Origin of the sequence: Microbacterium testaceum, assembly GCF_029761935.1 — a bacterium.
Classification (GTDB): domain Bacteria; phylum Actinomycetota; class Actinomycetes; order Actinomycetales; family Microbacteriaceae; genus Microbacterium; species Microbacterium testaceum_A.
Genome location: NZ_CP121699.1, coordinates 3020987 through 3038614 on the forward strand (window position 1 = coordinate 3020987; position 17628 = coordinate 3038614).

Sequence of the window (17628 nt, forward strand, 5' to 3'; positions counted from 1 at the left end):
CGGGGGGTTGCGAGGTCCGCGGGGGCGCGGTAACCGGATAAATCGCCGTCACCGAAAGTGGGTAATCCGCCGTTCTGGCGGGTGTTCGTTGGGCGGGGCCATCAGGTTCGGAGAGGGAACGTTCAGGTGCGTTCTGTCGAGAGGATCCGATGCGCTCCGTTACTGCTTTCCGTTCGCTGTCCGTGATGATGGCGCTGCTGGTCGCCGTGGTGGTGGGGCCGGTGGTGGCGACGGCGATGGCGTCGCCGGCTCACGCGTCCGCGTCGGCGGATGCTGATCGCGACACCATTCCCGATGCTGTCGAGCGTGTGGTGTGCGGGTCGGCGACGTGCGCCACGGGGGTGGAGGATCGCGATGGTGACGGGATCCCGGATGCCACGGAGGTTCCGGCCTGCGGTGACACCACGTGCGCCTCGCCGACTTCCGACAGAGACGACGACGGCATCCCCGATTATGCGGAGCGGCTCGTCTGCGGCTCCGACACCTGCTCGAACGCCACGGAGGACGCCGACGGCGATCGGATCGGGGATTGGGTCGAGTTCGTCATCTGCGGCACGCGCACGTGCGCTGACGGGACGGAGGATTACGACGCCAACGGTGTCTCGGATGCCGCAGAGCTGGCCGCCTGTGTGAAGCGCGTGAACGATCTCGCCGTGACGGGCGGCGCCGTGGCGCTGTGGGTCGCCGTCGCCGCAGCGATCGCTCTGGCTGTGGGGGTCGCGCTGCGCACGCGTCGCCGCCGGGCGGGCACGGGGACGAGCGCGTGATCCGTCGCGCTGTAGCGGCCGTCGTCACGGCCGCGGTGGTCTTCGGTGGCGGCGCTGTCGCGGAGCCGCCCGCCACCGCGGCGGAGCTCGCGGCCGTGGCGCGGGCTGAAGTGCTGGAGCGCGTGCGCCAGGCGGCGTCGCCCGACGCGTCCTATGGGGCATCCGTGGCGGGCGTTGAGGAGCCGCGTTCGGAGGCGCCGGCGCCGGCGGGTTCGGCAACCCTGGACCCCGGTGCCGCGTCCACCCTGCGTGCCGACCGGCTCGGTGTGAGTGCGGTCTTCTCCGGACACGAGGTCGACCGCCGCGTCACGCTCGAAGCCCGCCAACCTGCCGACGAGGCGATGGCTATGCGCACCGCGGCGGCTGAGACGGCCGGCACTGTCGTGTCGGATGTGGTCGAGATCACGGCGACGGATGCCGACGGCGAGCGGCTCACCTCGTTCCCTGCGGAGTTGCACGAGGTCCCTGACGATGAGTCCGCAGACGGACCCCCGGTGTACGACGTCACCCCGGGTATCGCGCTGACCCTCGCGGTCGATGCGGCCCGGGTCGCCGAGGCGGGGGTTGATCCCGCGACGCTGCAGATCTACACCCGTTCCGACCCGGGTGAGCCGTGGTCGCTGTTGCCGTCGTACTTCGACGCCGAGACGGGCACGGTGCGGGGCGAGTCGGATCACCTGTCGCAGTTCGTGGTGATCGGCATCCCGTTCGTCCCCGCTCCCGGACCTCGGATCGTGCTGGACCCCGACAACGACGAGGGGTCGGTGCAGACGCCCGCGCCGGCGTCGGAGTTCCCCTACAACGGGGACCTCGTCGACCGCCTGCGCGGGATGCTCGAGGACCGGTGCCTCGCTCGGGTGACCGTGACGCGACCCGCGGGCGTGCGTTATGTCTCGCGCGACACCCGGGCACGGGTGGCCGAGGCGGCGAAGCCCGACGCGACCGTGGGCTTCGGTTTCAACACGTTCCGCGGATTCGCGTGGGGCACCGAGCGGGAGGGCGGGACGCTGGCGTTCTCGCGGGGACGCGGCGGCGACAACGCTCTGGCGCAGTCGTTCGTCGACCAGATGCCGGCGTACACCGGGCGTCCGGCGAAGCGGGCGGCATCCACTCGGAACTTCCCTTTCGCGGAGTACGCGAACCTGCCGGGCGCGTACGCGCACGTCGAGGCGCTGTACCTCGACCACAATTTCGACCGGCCGGTGATCGATCACGGGTTCGGCAGCATCGTGGACGGGGCGTTCCGCTCTCTCGGTGGTTACCTCGAAACGCAGGGGTTCGACTGCTCCGACCCGGCGACCGGGGGGTGGCCCTCTCCGCCCTCGCAGGCGGAGCTCGCCCGCTGGCGGAACCTCGGCTACCAGAATCACCAGATCTACGGCGCCGACCCGGTGTCGTTTTCGACCGGGAACCTGGTGGAGTCGTTCCCGTTGTTCTCGCTCAGCGGGCCGGGGGCGCAGGCGATCGAGGCGACCCTCGTCTTCAACGCGCAGGACGGTCGCCTTTCGCGGGTGGGGGCGGGGTGGTCATTCAGCCTCGGCGCACGGGCGCAACGCTTCTCCGACGGGTCCGTGCTGACCGTGCGCGGCGACGGCGCGTCGGACGTTTTCACCCCGGACGGGGCGGGCGGTTACACCTCGGCCGACGATCCCGACCTGACCCTCGTCGAGGCGGGGGCGGGGCGTCTGCGCCTCGCCGACCGTGAGGGGGCGTCGTGGGTGTTCGATGCGGCCGATATCGAGGGCATCGGAGAGCTTGTTAGCCACACCGACGCGTCCGGCGCCACGACCACCCTCACCTACGGCGCCGCCGACCCGAACGTGCACCAGTTCGTGCCCCTGACCTCGGTGACCGATGCCGCGGGGCAGACGGTGACGCTGGAGAGCGATGGCGTCGGGCGCGTCACGGCGTTCCGCCTTCCCGACGGGCGCACGTGGCGCCTCGCGTACGACGGTGCAGGGAACCTCGCGTCGATCATCGACGCGACCGGCGGCACCCGCTCGTTCACGTACGACGCGGCGCATCGCATGCTCACCGCGACCGACGCTTCCGGTTCGACGTACCTCGTCAACGTGTACGACGACCAGGGCCGGGTGGTCTCTCAGCGCGACGCGGAGGGCACCGAGCGGCGCTTCGTCTACGAGGCGGGCCGCACGATCTACACCGACAACGAGGGCCGGCGGAGCGTCTTCGGCTTCGACGACCGGTACCGCATCACCAGCGTCGAGAACCCCGCCGGGCAGGTCCCGCGGTGGGAGTTCGACGCGCGCGGGGACGTCACCTCGCACACCGACGAGGCGGGACGCACCACGCGGTACGTCTACGACGCGGTGGGGAATCTGGCGAGCGAGACGGATGCCGCGGGCCACGAGACCCGGTACACCTCGACCCCGTCGGGTCAGGTGGCTTCCCGAATCGACGCGCTCGGACGCACCTGGGCGTACACCTACGACGCGCGTGGCCTCGTCACGGGCGAGGCCCGGCCGGATGGGACGTCTATGCGGTACGAGTACACCCCGGGCGGCGATCTGTCGGCGGCGATCGCACCGTCGGGGGCGAGGACCCGGTACGAGTACGACGCCCGCGGCAACCTCACCGCGCTGACTGATCCGCTGGGGCACCGCACGACCTACGGGTACGACGCGAGCAACAGGCTGACAACCGTGACCGATCCGCTCGGCGCTGTCACCACATGGGAGTGGGACGCGGGCGACCGCATTGTCGCGACCGTCGATGCCACCGGTGCGCGGACGACGTTCACCTACGACCGGAACGACAACCTGACCTCGGCGACGGATGCCACCGGTGCCGTGACCCGGTACGAGTGGGACGCCCTGCTGCGCATGGTGAAAACCATCGCTCCCGACGGCGGTGAGACCGGGTACGCGTACGACCGCGAGGACAACCTCGTCTCGTCGACCGACCCCGAGGGCGCGACGACACACCTGCTGCTGGATACGGCGTACCGCGAGACCGGCGTCGTCGACCCGAACGGCGGCCGCTGGGAGCAGGAGGTCGATGCCACCGGCATCCCGACCGCCGTCACCGATGCCGCCGGGGCGGTGACCTCTCTTGCCCTCGATGAGCTCGGACGGACGGTGAAGACCACCGATCCGACCGGTGTCTCGACGAGTGTCACCTACGACGAGGTCGGACGAGTGGCGACCGAGACCGACGCCGCCGGCGGGGTGACGGCCTACGCGTACGACGCACTGGATCGGGTGACGAAGGTCACCGACCCCGCCGGATATGCCAGCGAGTTCGTCTACGACGTCGACGGCAACCTCGTCGGCACGATCGACCGCCTCGGCAACCCGACGCTGTTCGAAGTCGACGCGGCGGGCCAGGTGGTGGCGATGACGGATGCCACCGGCGCCGTCGAACGCTATGAATATGACGCCGCCGGTCAGATCACTGCCGTCGTCGACGCCGACGGCGCGCGGACGACGTTCACGTACGACGCGGGCGGTCGCACGACGAGCGTCACCGACCCGCTCGGGGCCGTGACCCGCACCACCTACGACGCGGTGGGGCGGGTCGTCGTCGAGACCGATCCGCTGGGGGCCGAGACCCGCGTCGAATACGACTCCGTCGGTCGGGTGGTGCGCACCGTCGATGCGCTCGGTGCTGAGCAGAGGCTCGCCTACGACCGCGCCGGCCGCCGCACGAGCGCGACGAACGCGAACGGCGTCACGACCACATACGCGTACGACGCGGTCGGCAACCTGACGACCGTGATCGAAGCCGCGGATGCCGCAGCTCCCGCCGACAGCGACACCAATGTCACGACCACCTACACCTACAGCGCCACCGGACTCTTGACCGGGATGACGGGACCGACCGGCGCCACGACGGGGTGGGAGTACGACGCGGCCGGTCGCCCCGTCGTCGAGAGGGGGCCCGCGGGCGAGAGGACCGAAACGGCGTACGACGCCGCCGGGCGGGTGCAGCGGGAGTCGAACGGGGTCGGTCTGATCGCCGCGTACCGCTACGACGCGCGCGGCGATATCGCCACTCTCACCCGCACTGACGGGGATGTCACGTTCGAATACGACGCTGAGCAGCGGCCCATCGCGATGACCGACCCCGCCGGGGTGACCGGGTGGATCTACGACGAGGTCGGCCGCATGCGCGAGCAGCTCGACTCCAACGGGCAGAAGCTCACGCACGAGTACACCGCCACAGGTCTCACCGCGGCCACGACCCTGCCGGACGGGACGGTCACGCGGTTCGCGTACGACGCTGCGGGGCGCGCGACGACGCAGACCACTCCTTACGGTGAGGTCGACTACTCCTACGACGCGGTCGGGCGGCGCACGGGCATCGAGCGGCCGAACGGGGTGCACACCAGCGTCGCCTACGACGCGATCGGAGACGTCACCCGTGTCGCCCACACCACCCCCCTGCCCACCGAGGGGACGACCGCGGCTGTGGCGAGCACCGTCTCGGCGTTGCGGACACAGGTCGACGGATGCCGCAACATCGACGACTATCTCGGCTCTCGGACGCTGCCGGTCGCGGGTGCGGCGAAGAAGGAGTGCGTCAAGACCGCGGCCTACCTGGACCGGCGGACCCTGCCCGCGCCGGCACCCGCAGCGCCCGCGGGTGCGTCGCTGAGTTACGACTACACCTGGAACCCCGACGGGTCCCTCGCCACCAAAGCACGCACCATCACCGCCCCCGACGGGGCGGCGGACGCGGCGTCGCAGTCGTACGGGTACGACGACCTCGCCCGCCTCATCGAATCCGCAACGAACTCAGGGGAGACCACCCGATACGGGTACGACGCGGCCGGCAACCGCACCAGCGCCACCACCGGGGGCCGCACCGTCACCTCCACCCTCGATGCCGCCGGACGGGTGACCTCCACCTCCGACGGGGCACGCTACGAGTACGACGCTGCCGGTTCGCGCTCCTCGGCAACGGAGAGTGGAGAGCGGACCACCTACACCCACGACCCCGCCGGACGACTTACCGGCACCGCGGGCGAGGGGCGGAAGACGTCCTACGTCTACGACGGTCTCGACCGGCGCGTCCGCTCGAGCGACACCGAAGCGTACGGAACCGACCGCGCGACCAGCGCGTGGGACGGGCTCCTCCCCACGGCGGGTGGTAGCTCCCGTCACGGGGCGTCCAGCGTTCTCCGAGATGCGGGTGGGGACGCGCTGGTGCAGTCCGGTCCCGCGGGGGTGTCTTGGCTCCTGGGCGATGCCCGTGATGTCACCGCCACCGCCACCAACGGAGGAATGCTCGACGACCTCGTCGCCTACGGCGACTTCGGGAACACGTCCTACGCCACCACCGGGTGGAAGGGTGCCGTCGGCTACGACGGGCAACCGAGTGATGCCACCCTCGGGACGAGCGACTACTACGCCAGAAACTACGACCCCTCCCTCGGGTCCTGGCTGCAAGCCGACACCTGGCGCGGCCAGCAAGACGACCCGCAATCCCTCAACAGATACGCCTACGTCAAGAACTCGCGCGTCACCTACGCAGACGCGTTCGGGTTCGTGCATATGCGCGCCAGCGAAGGCACCCGGTCAGTCCGTCCCGCCTCTTTCGCCAGTCAGGCGCAGAGGAACAACGTGGGCTTCCTCAACCTCGCGAACCGGCGAAACTCGTCGGTCGGGAGCTTCTCGATCCCAGCGCTCGCGTCTGCTCACAAGGGGTTGCGGGGGCCCGCCGCGAAGTCAACGATTCGAAAGCCCGCATCCCGCTCAGCACAGACGACCGCGCTTCGCCACGTCGCATCCATGACAGGGTGCACAGCTTCGGACTGGTCGTGTCGCAGCGGGTGTGTCTTTTCCTACACAACGTGCGACACGAAGCCCAGCCCCGCCGTCAAAGCGACGCCGCCGCCGACCATCGCTTGCGGCAGAGACATGAAGGTGGGTACGAGCCCGGGCCAGGTCGCCATCAACGAGGCCTGCGGACGAGCATACGCCGAAGCGAACATCCGCAAACAAGACCAGTGGGTCCAAAATCTCTGGGACTGGACTCAAGGCGTCGACCGAGCCATCAGGCCAGCGGTTCCCTTGATCGCTGTAGGGGCGGCCGCCGCGCGAGGTGCCGCTCGAGCGCCCGACGTTGTTGTGCCGCCGAAGGTTCCGCTGGTATCGCGAGAGACCCTGCTGGAGACCTGGAGCAAGCTCGATGCCGGCAAGCAACCAAACGTGCGGCAAGTTTCCACAGAGGATGAGCTGTTGAGAATTTATGAAAACTGGACTGCTGGCGCGTCACCCGTTGCGAACCCGGGGAATGGCGGCAGCGCTTTTCTGCTCGCGGACGGCACGCGCATCGGTTGGCGCCCTACCTCCAAGTCGGTCGGCCCCACCATCGACATAAAAATTGCGGGAGAGGGTAAGCAGTTGAAGATTCACATAGGCGGGTAAGTCTAGGACGGTGATCGCGTTCTTCCAGACGCCCCTACTTCGCAAGATGGCGCAACTTAAAACTGAGACGAGCTGAGCGATGATTGGAGCAAAAGAGCATGGCCGAGAGACTGCGCTACTTAGGCGGCAGTGAAATGCTGTTCCCGCGCGGAGATTATCGTTGGGTCGATGTGCGGAGGTTTGAGGTGGTTGAGCCGGCAGCTGCTGTTGAGGTGTTGGCCAGCCTTATCGCAAGCCCCTGGTACGACCACGGATATGACGTCCCTAGATCGGACGCCGCTGATCCTGGTGGGCGAGTTCATGGGCCATACAAACTAGACGCGATACGCGCCTCCAAATTCAATCCGATCGATAGGGACCGGGTTTTGACACGGCTAAGAATGTGGGCGGATTTGCATGGGCCGCAGCCGGAGTCGTTCTCGTCAGACTTGGAAGCGTTCGTTGAGAGCGTCGTTCCCGTTGGCTTCGATGTATGGGAGCTTCCTTTGCTAGGCACGTTGGCGAGACGTGAGTGGGGGGACGTGGTCGGGGTTGACGGGTTCCATGAGTTCGTTGCGATTTCCCCCGGCCGGAATCTCTTGAATCTTGTCGTCGCCGCGGACGACTGATTGCAGCGAGGTGCTCACATCGCCAGCGGTCAACTGTGTCCCCCTCGACCTAGAGAGTCTTACGGAGCGGCGGGTGGCACGTCGACGCCGACTGCAATCATTTCGAATAATGGGCGGGTGGGGTGCGGTTCGTTTGGGGTCTATTACATAGGAGCCGCGGGAGTTTCGCAGGCACTCACCGGGAACGCCGGATGTCTGAACTATTTCGAACTCGAAGCTGGATTGAAGGAGGGGAACTATGACCAAATTTGTCGAAAGAAACGAAATGCTTCGTAATGGGATGCGCGTGTTGGCGTCGCTCGTTGCAATTGCCAGTCTGGGAAGTACCCTAACCTCTTGTCTATGGAGCTCGAACAATGCTTTCCCAATTTTTGCGACAGAGGGTAGAGGCGGGCTGGAGTTTGTGTGGTGCGGGCCTGAAATTGGGCCTTACAGATATATTTGAGTCCACCATCGCAGCAGTTTGTCGGAGGACGGGGAAGATGAGGTCGTGTCCGCTTACGGAAGTTTTTCTTTGCACAATCGTGAAGCCTTTTCCCTTCGAACGGGTCCAAGTGGGCTGGATTTTCAAGGCAAAGAACTCGAGATGGGCGACGGCAGTCTGATTTTTATCTACTTCGGAGATTCCGCAAGCGAGTTGACGGGGCCGAACCCGCAGTTCTCAGTGTCATCCAAGGCGCAGATATCGAACGGAAACTGGCTGTCTCCCACTGGTGTTGTGACACAGGCACCTTGCTCGTGACCTTGAGCGGACCCTTTGCGCCCCTCAAGGAGACTTTGGTGTGGACGGTGGGCCGGTTGGGGTGCGGTTCGATCCGAAATTTAGAACAGATGTGGGTGTTGAGGAATTCATGGATAACTTTAAGAAGTATTTAGACCGAGAAGAAGCAAACAGTTGGGATGGTTGGAGCGTCGACTTCACGTCGAAATCAGGACAGCTTGTGAAAATCGTATTGCCGGGAGAGTGACCATGGGTGATCAAGTGATCTTCGCCCACAGCCAGGATGAATTTGACGCCATGCGCGCTCGGATGACAGACCTATGTGACGTGAACTCGGTGCTGCCCGCTTGGCCCTTTCGTGGCGGCGGGTACGTTTATACATATGACTTCTTGACGATTCTGTCACGCGGATTTGGGTCAGTTTTGCAATATATTGCGTCAGAGTGTGGAGATGCCGGGATAGAGATAATGGGTTGGGGGCGCGGCGAGGCGCTCGACTACTTCGGCGTTTACCCCGCTTTCGCCATTGGCGCAGAGAGCATCAAACGATCGTATGAATTGGCGCTGAGCGCCGATCGAGTGAATCCTCTCAATAGGTATAACGTTCCGGAAGATATGTTCGAAGGCATGGTTATCGTCGGCGACTCGGAGTCGTGGTGCCTCTATGGCGACCGCGATTGGGACGTAGTGCTCATCTGGTCGAGGTTCCCGCTTGACCTCGAACCTCAGGTCCACAAGCCGATGACTTTCGAGGACTTTCTTAGCCCGCTTCGCCCGAGCGGCCCTGGCAACGATCATTCGATCTGGCGGCAACTGTATGCGAACGTGCGCGCGAACTCCTGGAACGCTTGAGCTGACATTCACGCGAGGGTGTTCGAAAAGCTCGACGTCAGCCGCAGGTCCTAGCAAGCCAAACATTCAGTCCGAAGCTCCGCACAGCATCTCAGCACGGTGCGGGGCTGTGGGCCAATGAGCTGGGGCTGTCGAGGCACCTATGCCGGGGGAAGCCGGAACGCGGGTCAGGTCAGTGTGCGGGCTGTCGGGTGGGCGGTGGGTGGTCGCCGTCATCCAGTTTTTTACCTTGCGATGAGCTTCATGGTCATCCCACAAAACGGAGGGCGTCGAAAATGAAGCAGTACCAGAAAGTGCTGATGGCGATCGCGAAAGGAGACCCTCAGTGGTCGAGTGCCCTCATGGCTCAAGCTGCCGCTGCGAAAGAGCTCAACGAGTCGACGACGATGTTAGACCTGTATGTACCACGTTCCGCCCCGCGGCTGAGTGGATCAGATGGTCCATTGAGCATTCGCACCTTCGTGATCGATGGTTCCGGGGAGCGTGTCGGAGAGATCCTCGTGTGGATCGCTGGCGGGTACGTGACTTGTCTAGAACAGGCGTGGTACGTCGGAGATGCGCCACGGTCGTGGCCCGAGGTCGAACAGCTCGTAGCGACGTGAACAGGCCTGGCTGTGTCGAGGTTGTCGTCATTCGACGACATGTTCAGAATCTCGATGCGACTCAGGGATGACGCGGCCGTAGCCGCTCGGCATCAGTCGGGCAACCCCGCCCCCGCTGCTCGGGGCCGTTCCTAGCGTGAAGACGTGCCTCTCACTCCGCCCGCTCCGTCCCGCCCGCTGCGCGACTACGCCGCGATCGGCGACGGACGCACTGTTGCCCTTATCGGGCTCGACGGGGGAGTGGACTGGCTGCCGCTGCCGAACATCCACTCACGTCCCGTGTTCGCGCGTCTCGTCGACGAGTCCGCGGGGGGCTGCATCCAGCTGGCTCCCGTCGAGGAGTACGAGGTCACCCGCCGGTACATCCCGCGCACGAACGTCCTCGAGACCACCTTCACCACCGCCACCGGAGTCGCGAAAGTCACCGACGCGATGGTCACCGGGATCGCCGGGCGCCTGCCCTGGGCGGAGCTCGCGCGCCGCGTCGACGGCGTGAAGGGCGAGGTCGAATTCGCCTGGTGCGTGCAGCCGGGCACAATGCTGCGGTCGGCGGCGCCGTGGACCGAGCGCATCGACGGCTTCTCGATCATGCGCATCGGGCACGTCTCGCTCGCGGTGACGGGCCACGAGCACGGTGTGCACGGAGAGCCGGATGCCGGGAACGAGAGCATCGACGGAGGCTTCACCGCCACGAAGGGCTCGCGGCACCTGCTCGTGATCGCGGCCACCGAGGGGGAGCCCCTGCGCATCCCCGACGCGAAGAACGTCGACCGCGGCATCGACCGCACCATCGGCGGGTGGGAGATGTGGTCCGACGAGTTCTCGTACGAGGGCCCCTGGGCCGACGACGTGCAGCGCAGCGCCCTCGCCCTGAAGCTCCTGCTCTTCAGCCCGACCGGCGCGATCGCGGCCGCGGCGACGACATCGCTGCCCGAGAACCCGCGCGGCGGCAAGAACTGGGACTACCGCTATGCCTGGGTGCGCGACCTCGCCTATACCGCGCACGCGTGGGTCGGTTTCGGCCTGCGCGAGGAGACGCACGCCGCGATCTCGTGGCTGCTGCGCACGATCCGCAAGAACGGCCCCGAGGTGCAGGTCATGTACACCCTCGACGGCGACGCGGAGATCGGGCTCGAGAAGCACCAGGTGCCGGGGTGGAACGGCAACCAGCCGGTCGTCACCGGCAACCCCGCGCAGGGCCAACTGCAGTTGGGCGTTTACGGCGACCTCATCGCCCTCTGCCGCACCTACGTCGAGGCCGGCAACCGCCTCGACATCCAGACCGGGCGCCTGCTCGCCGACGTCGCCGACCGCACGTGTGATCTGTGGCGTCGCGAGGACTCCGGCATGTGGGAGCTCCCGGAGCTGCGGCACTACACCTCGTCGAAGATGGGCTGCTGGAAGGCGCTCGACGATGCGCAGTGGCTGGCAGCGGGCGGGCACATCCCCGACAACGGCGACCGCTGGCGTGCCGAGCGCGACCGCATCCACCGCTGGGTCGACGAGCGGTGCTGGTCGGAAGACCTCCAGGCGTACACCCTCGCGCCCGGCAGCGAGGATCTCGATGCCTCGGTGCTGCTGCACGCGCCCACCGGGTTCGACCGCGGTGAGCGGATGTCGAGGACGGTGGATGCCATCACCGAGCGTCTCACCACGGAGAACCACCTCGTCTACCGCTACACCGGTATGGACCAGGAGGAGCACACCTTCGTCGCGTGCGCCTTCTGGCGGGCGACCGCCCTGGCCTGCGTCGGCCGGCACGCCGAGGCCATCGAGGCGATGGACGCTCTCGTCGCCCAGGGCAACGACGTCGGGATCTACTCCGAGATGATCGCCGAGGACGACGGGGCCTTCTGGGGCAATCTGCCTCAGGCGCTCAGCCACCTCGCCCTCATCAACGCCGCGCTCGTCATCCGCGAGGTCGTCGACGACGCCGAACTCGGCGACCGCTGAACCTTCGCCGGGGCGCCTCGTCCCGGCATCCATCCCCCACGAAAGGACTCGCCATGAGCACGCAGTACACGTTCACCGATCCGTCGAAGATGTACGCCGACATCGACCCGCAGTCGCAGGACCAGAAAGAGCCCGGCCTGGACGCCGAGCTGACCCCCAAGGCGAAGCTGGGCGAGGACACCTACGTCGGCACGGAGCGGCTGAAGGGGCGCAAGGCCCTCATCACCGGTGCCGACTCGGGCATCGGCGCCGCCACCGCGATCGCCTTCGCCCGTGAGGGCGCCTCGGTCGCCATGTCGTACCTGCCGCAGGAGAAGGAGGATGCCGATCGCATCGCCGGGATCCTCCGCGAGGCGGGCGCCACGGTCGTGCAGATCCCCGGCGACCTGCGCGAGCGCGAGTACGCCCGCACGCTGGTGAAGGAAGCGGTCGAGGGCCTCGGCGGCCTCGACATCGTCGTCAACAACGGCGGAAAGCAGATCTTCAACGAGGACGTCACAACCCTGACCGACGAGCAGTTCGACGACACGTTCAAGACGAACGTGTACGCGATGTTCTGGATCTGCAAGGAGGCGGTGCCGCACCTGAAGCCCGGCTCGACCATCATCAACACCACGTCGATCCAGGCGTACTCGCCCGCGCCCATCCTCGTCGACTACGCCTCGACGAAGGCGACCATCAACACCTTCACCAAGGCCCTCGGCCAGCAGCTCGCCCCGAAGGGCATCCGCGTGAACGCGGTGGCCCCCGGCCCGATCTGGACGCCGCTGCAGGTGACCGACGGCCAGCCCGACGAGAAGGTCGACGAGTTCGGCGAGGAGACCCCGCTGGGACGCATGGGTCAGCCGGCCGAGCTCGCGCCGGCGTACGTGTACCTCGCCTCGGCCGAGTCGAGCTACGTCATCGGCGAGACGCTGAACGTCAACGGCGGCATGCCCACGCCGTAAGCCTCACCTCCGCGAAGGCCGTCGTCCCGATCGGGGCGGCGGCCTTCGCGTCATCCGGCATCACCGTCAGTCGGTGAGCGACTTGCGGTAGAAGATCTCGCCGTCGGCGGTCTCTTCGGAGCGGTGGTAGCCCTCGCGCTCGTACAGGCGCTGGTTGGCCTCGCTCAGGCCGCCGGTGAACAGCTCGGCCTCGGTGGCTCCGGCCTCACGCCCCCGCTCCTCGACGGCGGCGAGGAGCAGGGTCCCGAGGCCTTCGCCCTGCTGATCCGGGGCGATGGCCAGGCGACCGATGAGCAACAGCTCACCGTCGCGGCGCGCGCGCACCGCTCCGACGATGCGGTGGTCCGTGACGGCGACGCACCCCAGGTTCTCGACCAGCTCGGCGCGCAACTCCTCGAGGGTCTGCGTGAGCGGGGGCATGTCGGGGTCGCCGTAGATGAGGGCTTCGCTCGCGAAGGCGGCGCGCTGGATCGTCAGCACCTCGCCGGCGTCGTCGGTGTCGATGGGGCGGATGGTGGGCGAGTCGGCCATCGGGATCCTTTCGGGGTTTCTCAGAGGGTGGGGTTAACTATCATGGGCAGTGCTGCCGTGTCTTTCGGGCGTTCGGCCGCCCCGCACATGAACGACTTCTTCAACGAGCGCGTCCACACCGAGGACATCGCCGCCACCGACGCCTGGCTGCGTTCGCAGTACGGTCACGTCGATCTGCAGGCCGACGATGCGGCGTACTCCGAGCACTCGGTCGGCGACGGGTCCTTCGCCTTGCGGCGCCTTGAGTGGCGAGCTCGGGTCGACGTCGCCCACGAGTCCGACCGGTTCTACATCTGCTCGTCCACGCCGGGGTACGCGTGGCGGATCGGGCAGGAGCAGGGGGAGTACAGCATCGAACCCGGCATCCTGCAGCCGGGTGACGACCTGACCGCCCGAGCCGACCATACCCGCGTGGACGTCGTGGCCTTCGACGCCGAGTGGCTCACCCGGACGGCGCGAACCGTCTACGGCGATGAGTCGCTGCGCGTCCGCTTCGCCGCGGCCGGTCCCGTCTCGCGGCGACTGCGCGACTACTGGCTGGCGACGCAGCAGTGGGCCCTCACGCAGATCCCCGTGATGTCGGAACCGCTCGTGCGCGCCCACCTCGGCCGAACGCTCGCGGTGGCCGCGCTGGAGGCGTTCGCGCTCGTGGGCGACCCGCGGGAGAGACGCGCGTCGGCCCTCGAGCAGGCGTTCATCTACTCGAGTGCCGCGGCGTGGATCGACGATCACGCCTCGCTCCCGGTCACGATCGACGATGCCGCGCGGGCGGCGGGAACGTCGGTGTGGGGACTGCGACGCGCCTTCGCCGCCAACGGCCAGATCTCGGCGACCCCCGAGGGCTACCTCGGGCTCGCGCGCCTCAGCGCCGCGCACGCCGACCTCGTCGAGGCCGACCCCGCGACGACCACCGTCGAGGCGACGGCCGCGCGATGGGGTTTCACCGACGCCGCGTCGTTCGTCGCCGCGTACCGGGCGGTGTACCGCACGGAGCCCGAGACGACGCTCCGCCGCTGAGGACTCAGCGATCGCGGTCGGTGTACTCGCCGGGGTCGTCGAGGTTCTCGCGCGACTCGTGCCCGCCGGGCTGCTCCACGTCGGTGTAGGCGCCGGCGTCGTCGGTGCGGGGCCGTGACGCGCTGCCGTCGACGTTCTCGCGGTCGACGTACTCGCCGGGGAGGTCGGCGCTTCCCCGATCGGCGGTGCCGTCCGGCAGCTGCACGTCGGTGTACTCGCCCTCACCGGGACCGGTGCCGTGTCCTGAGTCGTGTCCGTTGACGTCGCGCTCGGTCATTGCCGCCTCCTGAGATCGTTGGTGATCCCGACGCTAGACCCCGCGTGCCGAGCCCGCCGCGGTCTTGACACGCGGCATCCCGTCATCCGCTCTTCGTGTCAAGGCGGCTGTGCGTTCTCACGGTCGCGCGGAGAGTGGAGTCATGCCAGCTCTCGCCATCATCCTCGTCATCGTCGGCCTCGTGCTCCTCTTCCTCGGCGTCTTCGTCGAGGCCGTGAAGTTCCTGCTCTGGATCGGGATCGTCATCCTGATCATCGGCGTCATCGCCGCGCTCATGCGCTTCATCCGTCGACAGGTCTGACCGCCGCTCCCACGTCATCGCGCCGCTCCGCGCGTCCCACCCCCGTGTGGACGCGTCGGGGTGGCGTCGTCGTTCCGCGGCGTCTCGACCCCGCCCCGCCGCTCAGGCGGAGAAGAGGTCGCGCGCCCGCGGCCGACGCGTCGCCGCGACGTCGTCGAGGGCGGCCCCCAGCTCGGGGAACGCGAAGGTGAAACCGGCGTCGGTGAGCACGCGGGGGACCGCCCACCGGCTCTTCAGCACCAGCTCGGGCTCGTTGCGCAGGATCGCCATCGCGGGGTCGAGCATCCACCGCCAGGCCGGCAGGCCCCACGGCATCCGGGCCACCCGGCGCAGTTCGCGCATGAGCGTGCGGTTGTCGCCGACCCCCGGCGCGGCGAGGTTCACCGGCCCCGAGAGCGTGTCGTGATCACGGAGGAAGCGGACGGATGCCACGACGTCGTCGATGTGGATCCAGCTGAAGCGCTGGCGACCGCGCGTGCGGTGCCACGACGACCACACGGGACCGGTGGGGTGGGCGCCGATCCCGCGGTAGCGGCGGTGCGGGAACCACCAGCTGTCGATCTGCGGACCGCCGAGCCCGAGACGCGCGAGGGCGAACAGCATGCGGGTGGCGGGGCCGTCGCCGAGCACGATCGCCATGCGCAGGGCCACGCGCCGGGTCTCGGGAAGGTCGCCCGCGAAGAACGCGCGCTCCCAGCTCGTGGCGACGTCGACCGAGAACCCCTCGCCGATCACGCCGTCGATCTCGTCGTTGCCGCTCTCGGTCTCGTGCCGGTAGATCGTGGCGGTGGAGGCGTTCATCCAGACGCGCGGCGGTCGCTCTGCCGTCCGGACGGCGGTGTGGAGAGCCCGTGTGGTGTCGACACGGGAGCGCAGGATCTCGTCGCGGTTTGCGTCGGTGTACCGGCACGACACGATCTTGCCGGCGAGGTTGACGAGCACGTCGGCGCCGTCGACGAGACGCGCGATCCCGTCGGGATCGGCCCAGGTCGCGTCGCCGGAGCGGCCCACGGTGACGACGTCGAAGCCGTCCTGCGCGAACGCGCGGGTCAGCGCTCGCCCGACGAATCCGCTCGCGCCGGTGACGACGGCGCGGGGGTGCGCAGCAGGCGGGTGATCGGTCACGGGGACTCCTGTCGTCGCAGCCGATCGTAGCGAGCCGGTCGTCCTCGGGGGCGCGCGGTCGCTCGACATCGCGGAGATCCGGTCGGGCGTGTGCGCCGTGACTGACACAATGGAGGCCATGCGACGACACGGCCGGGGCACGCGCGTCGCGCGGGGTGCCGCCGCCGCTGCCGTCGCGACCTTCGTCGCCCTGCTGTCGCACGTCTCCGGCGGCGGTGAGGTTCCCGGCATCCTGGGCATCGTCGTGCCGCTCTCGCTCTCGTTCGTCGCGTGCACCGCGCTGGCCGGCCGCCGCACCTCGGCGCTGCGGCTCGGCCTGGCGGTCGCGGTGAGCCAGGTGCTGTTCCACACCCTTTTCGTGCTGGGCAGCTATCGGCCGGGAGCCGAGGGACACGTCCACGGAGCCGTGCCCGCCGCCGTCACCAGCGGCGCCATGCCGCACGTGATGACGACGGATGCCGGGATGTGGGCGTGGCACGCCGTCGCGGCCCTCGTCACCACCGTGGCCCTGCACCGCGGGGAACGCACGCTCGCGGCCCTGCGCGAGCTCGCGCAGCGCTCGATCGCCTGGGTCCGCGCGCGCGCCCGGATCATCGCGGCGACCTTCGGGCCGGCGCCGCTGCGCCGTGTCTCGGCCGAGGTGGTGGCCGTCGTGCGGCCCGTCTCGGCGCTCATCGTCGCATCCGTGAGGCGGCGCGGGCCACCGGCACGGACCGCGTGAGTTCCGCCCCGTCGGCCTGAGTCGGCGACGGGGTGGTCGATCCCGACGGGGCCTCGTGCGCCCGGGCGGGGTCGTTCGACGTCGTCCGGACGTCTTCTCGTTCCCGTGCCCTCGTGCGCCGGCCACGGACGCCACGCCGAGGCCTCCCCGCATCGCCGCGCGTGCCGCGTCCGCCGTGCTCACGAGGCTGCGGCCCCGTGCCTCCGCACGGGCGCCGATGTACGGGTGCCGCGTGCACCCGGAGAGTGCCCCATGTTCCGTTTCCGTGCCCTCGCGGGCGGGATCGCCGTCGCCGTCGCCGTCGTTCTGGCGTCGATCGTCCCGGCATCCGCCCACGATCAACTCCTGTCCAGTACACCCGCCGAGGGTGAGCGTCTGGCATCCGCCCCCGATGAGATCTCCCTGAGCTTCTCGGCCGACGTGCTCGACGTGGGCGCCGAGGTCGTCGTGGCCGACGCCGACGGCGTCGACTGGGCGGGCGCCGACCCCCTCCTCTCCGCGGGGGTGGTCACCGTGCCGTTGCGCGGTGAGCTGCCCGCCGCGGGGTACGAGGTGCGGTGGCGCGTCGTCTCGAGCGACGGTCATCCCATCTCGGGCGTCGTGCCCTTCACCGTCGGCGACGGCGCTCCCCTCGAGCGCGCCGCCGCGGTCCCCGCCGCCGAGGCGGCATCCGATCCGGTGCTCGACGATGCGGCCGGGATCCCCCGCGTCGTGGTCGTCGCCGCCGCGGGAGCGGCCGTCGCCCTCGCGATCTTCGTCGTGTTCTTCTTCCTCCGCCGTCGCGCCGCGCGCGACGCACAGTCCTGAAAGGCTT

At 68.3% G+C, this 17628-nt stretch carries 13 protein-coding genes; 10 read left to right on the plus strand and 3 right to left on the minus strand.

From position 1 onward, the window contains the following. Window positions 1–149: 149 nt before the first annotated feature. From QBE02_RS14495 to QBE02_RS14520, 6 genes are all read left to right on the plus strand, one after another. Window positions 150–767 carry a hypothetical protein gene (locus QBE02_RS14495; RefSeq protein WP_279366346.1) on the plus strand — a complete coding sequence of 206 codons (618 nt, stop codon included), beginning with the start codon at window positions 150–152 and terminating at the stop codon, window positions 765–767. Beyond that, a complete protein-coding gene (locus tag QBE02_RS14500; RefSeq protein WP_279366347.1) occupies window positions 764–7159 on the plus strand; it encodes an RHS repeat-associated core domain-containing protein in 6396 nt (2131 codons plus the stop codon). Before QBE02_RS14495 ends, QBE02_RS14500 begins: the two co-directional genes overlap by 4 nt. 98 nt (window positions 7160–7257) lie before the next feature. Beyond that, window positions 7258–7767 (plus strand): hypothetical protein, encoded by a 510-nt coding sequence (locus QBE02_RS14505; RefSeq protein ID WP_113576068.1) that lies wholly within the window; start codon window positions 7258–7260, stop codon window positions 7765–7767. Window positions 7768–8737: 970 nt separating this feature from the next. Further along, entirely contained in the window at window positions 8738–9340 is a 603-nt protein-coding gene (locus tag QBE02_RS14510; protein ID WP_279366348.1) for a hypothetical protein, read from the plus strand. Window positions 9341–10086: 746 nt separating this feature from the next. Beyond that, complete coding sequence (locus QBE02_RS14515; RefSeq protein WP_279366349.1) at window positions 10087–11895, plus strand: glycoside hydrolase family 15 protein; 1809 nt, start codon at window positions 10087–10089, stop codon at window positions 11893–11895. 53 nt (window positions 11896–11948) lie between these two features. After that, the gene (locus QBE02_RS14520; RefSeq protein WP_279366351.1) at window positions 11949–12842 is read left to right on the plus strand and encodes an SDR family oxidoreductase; all 894 of its coding nucleotides are present in this window, start codon (window positions 11949–11951) and stop codon (window positions 12840–12842) included. Between the two features lie 66 nt (window positions 12843–12908). On the opposite strand, the gene QBE02_RS14525 is transcribed toward QBE02_RS14520, so the two are convergent. Continuing rightward, window positions 12909–13373, minus strand: coding sequence for a GNAT family N-acetyltransferase (locus tag QBE02_RS14525; RefSeq protein WP_056229741.1), 465 nt, complete (start codon window positions 13371–13373; stop codon window positions 12909–12911). A 57-nt stretch (window positions 13374–13430) separates the two neighbouring features. On the opposite strand from QBE02_RS14525, the gene QBE02_RS14530 reads away from it, so the two are divergent. Continuing rightward, a complete protein-coding gene (locus tag QBE02_RS14530; RefSeq protein ID WP_279366352.1) occupies window positions 13431–14390 on the plus strand; it encodes a helix-turn-helix domain-containing protein in 960 nt (319 codons plus the stop codon). Window positions 14391–14394: 4 nt separating this feature from the next. Here the strand turns inward: QBE02_RS14530 and QBE02_RS14535 are convergent, their stop codons facing one another. Further along, a complete protein-coding gene (locus tag QBE02_RS14535) occupies window positions 14395–14667 on the minus strand; it encodes a hypothetical protein (RefSeq protein WP_279366353.1) in 273 nt (90 codons plus the stop codon). Between the two features lie 142 nt (window positions 14668–14809). Here QBE02_RS14535 and QBE02_RS14540 point away from each other — a divergent pair, with 142 nt between their 5' ends. Further along, window positions 14810–14968, plus strand: a complete 159-nt coding sequence (locus QBE02_RS14540) for a hypothetical protein (RefSeq protein ID WP_167494188.1) — start codon at window positions 14810–14812, stop codon at window positions 14966–14968. 102 nt (window positions 14969–15070) lie between these two features. Here the strand turns inward: QBE02_RS14540 and QBE02_RS14545 are convergent, their stop codons facing one another. After that, entirely contained in the window at window positions 15071–16093 is a 1023-nt protein-coding gene (locus QBE02_RS14545) for an epimerase (RefSeq protein WP_279366355.1), read from the minus strand. A 118-nt stretch (window positions 16094–16211) separates the two neighbouring features. On the opposite strand from QBE02_RS14545, the gene QBE02_RS14550 reads away from it, so the two are divergent. Together QBE02_RS14550 and QBE02_RS14555 are read left to right on the plus strand one after the other, a co-directional pair. After that, entirely contained in the window at window positions 16212–16814 is a 603-nt protein-coding gene (locus QBE02_RS14550) for a hypothetical protein (RefSeq protein WP_279366356.1), read from the plus strand. A 252-nt stretch (window positions 16815–17066) separates the two neighbouring features. Next, window positions 17067–17621, plus strand: a complete 555-nt coding sequence (locus tag QBE02_RS14555; RefSeq protein ID WP_279366357.1) for a copper resistance CopC family protein — start codon at window positions 17067–17069, stop codon at window positions 17619–17621. Window positions 17622–17628: the final 7 nt, after the last annotated feature.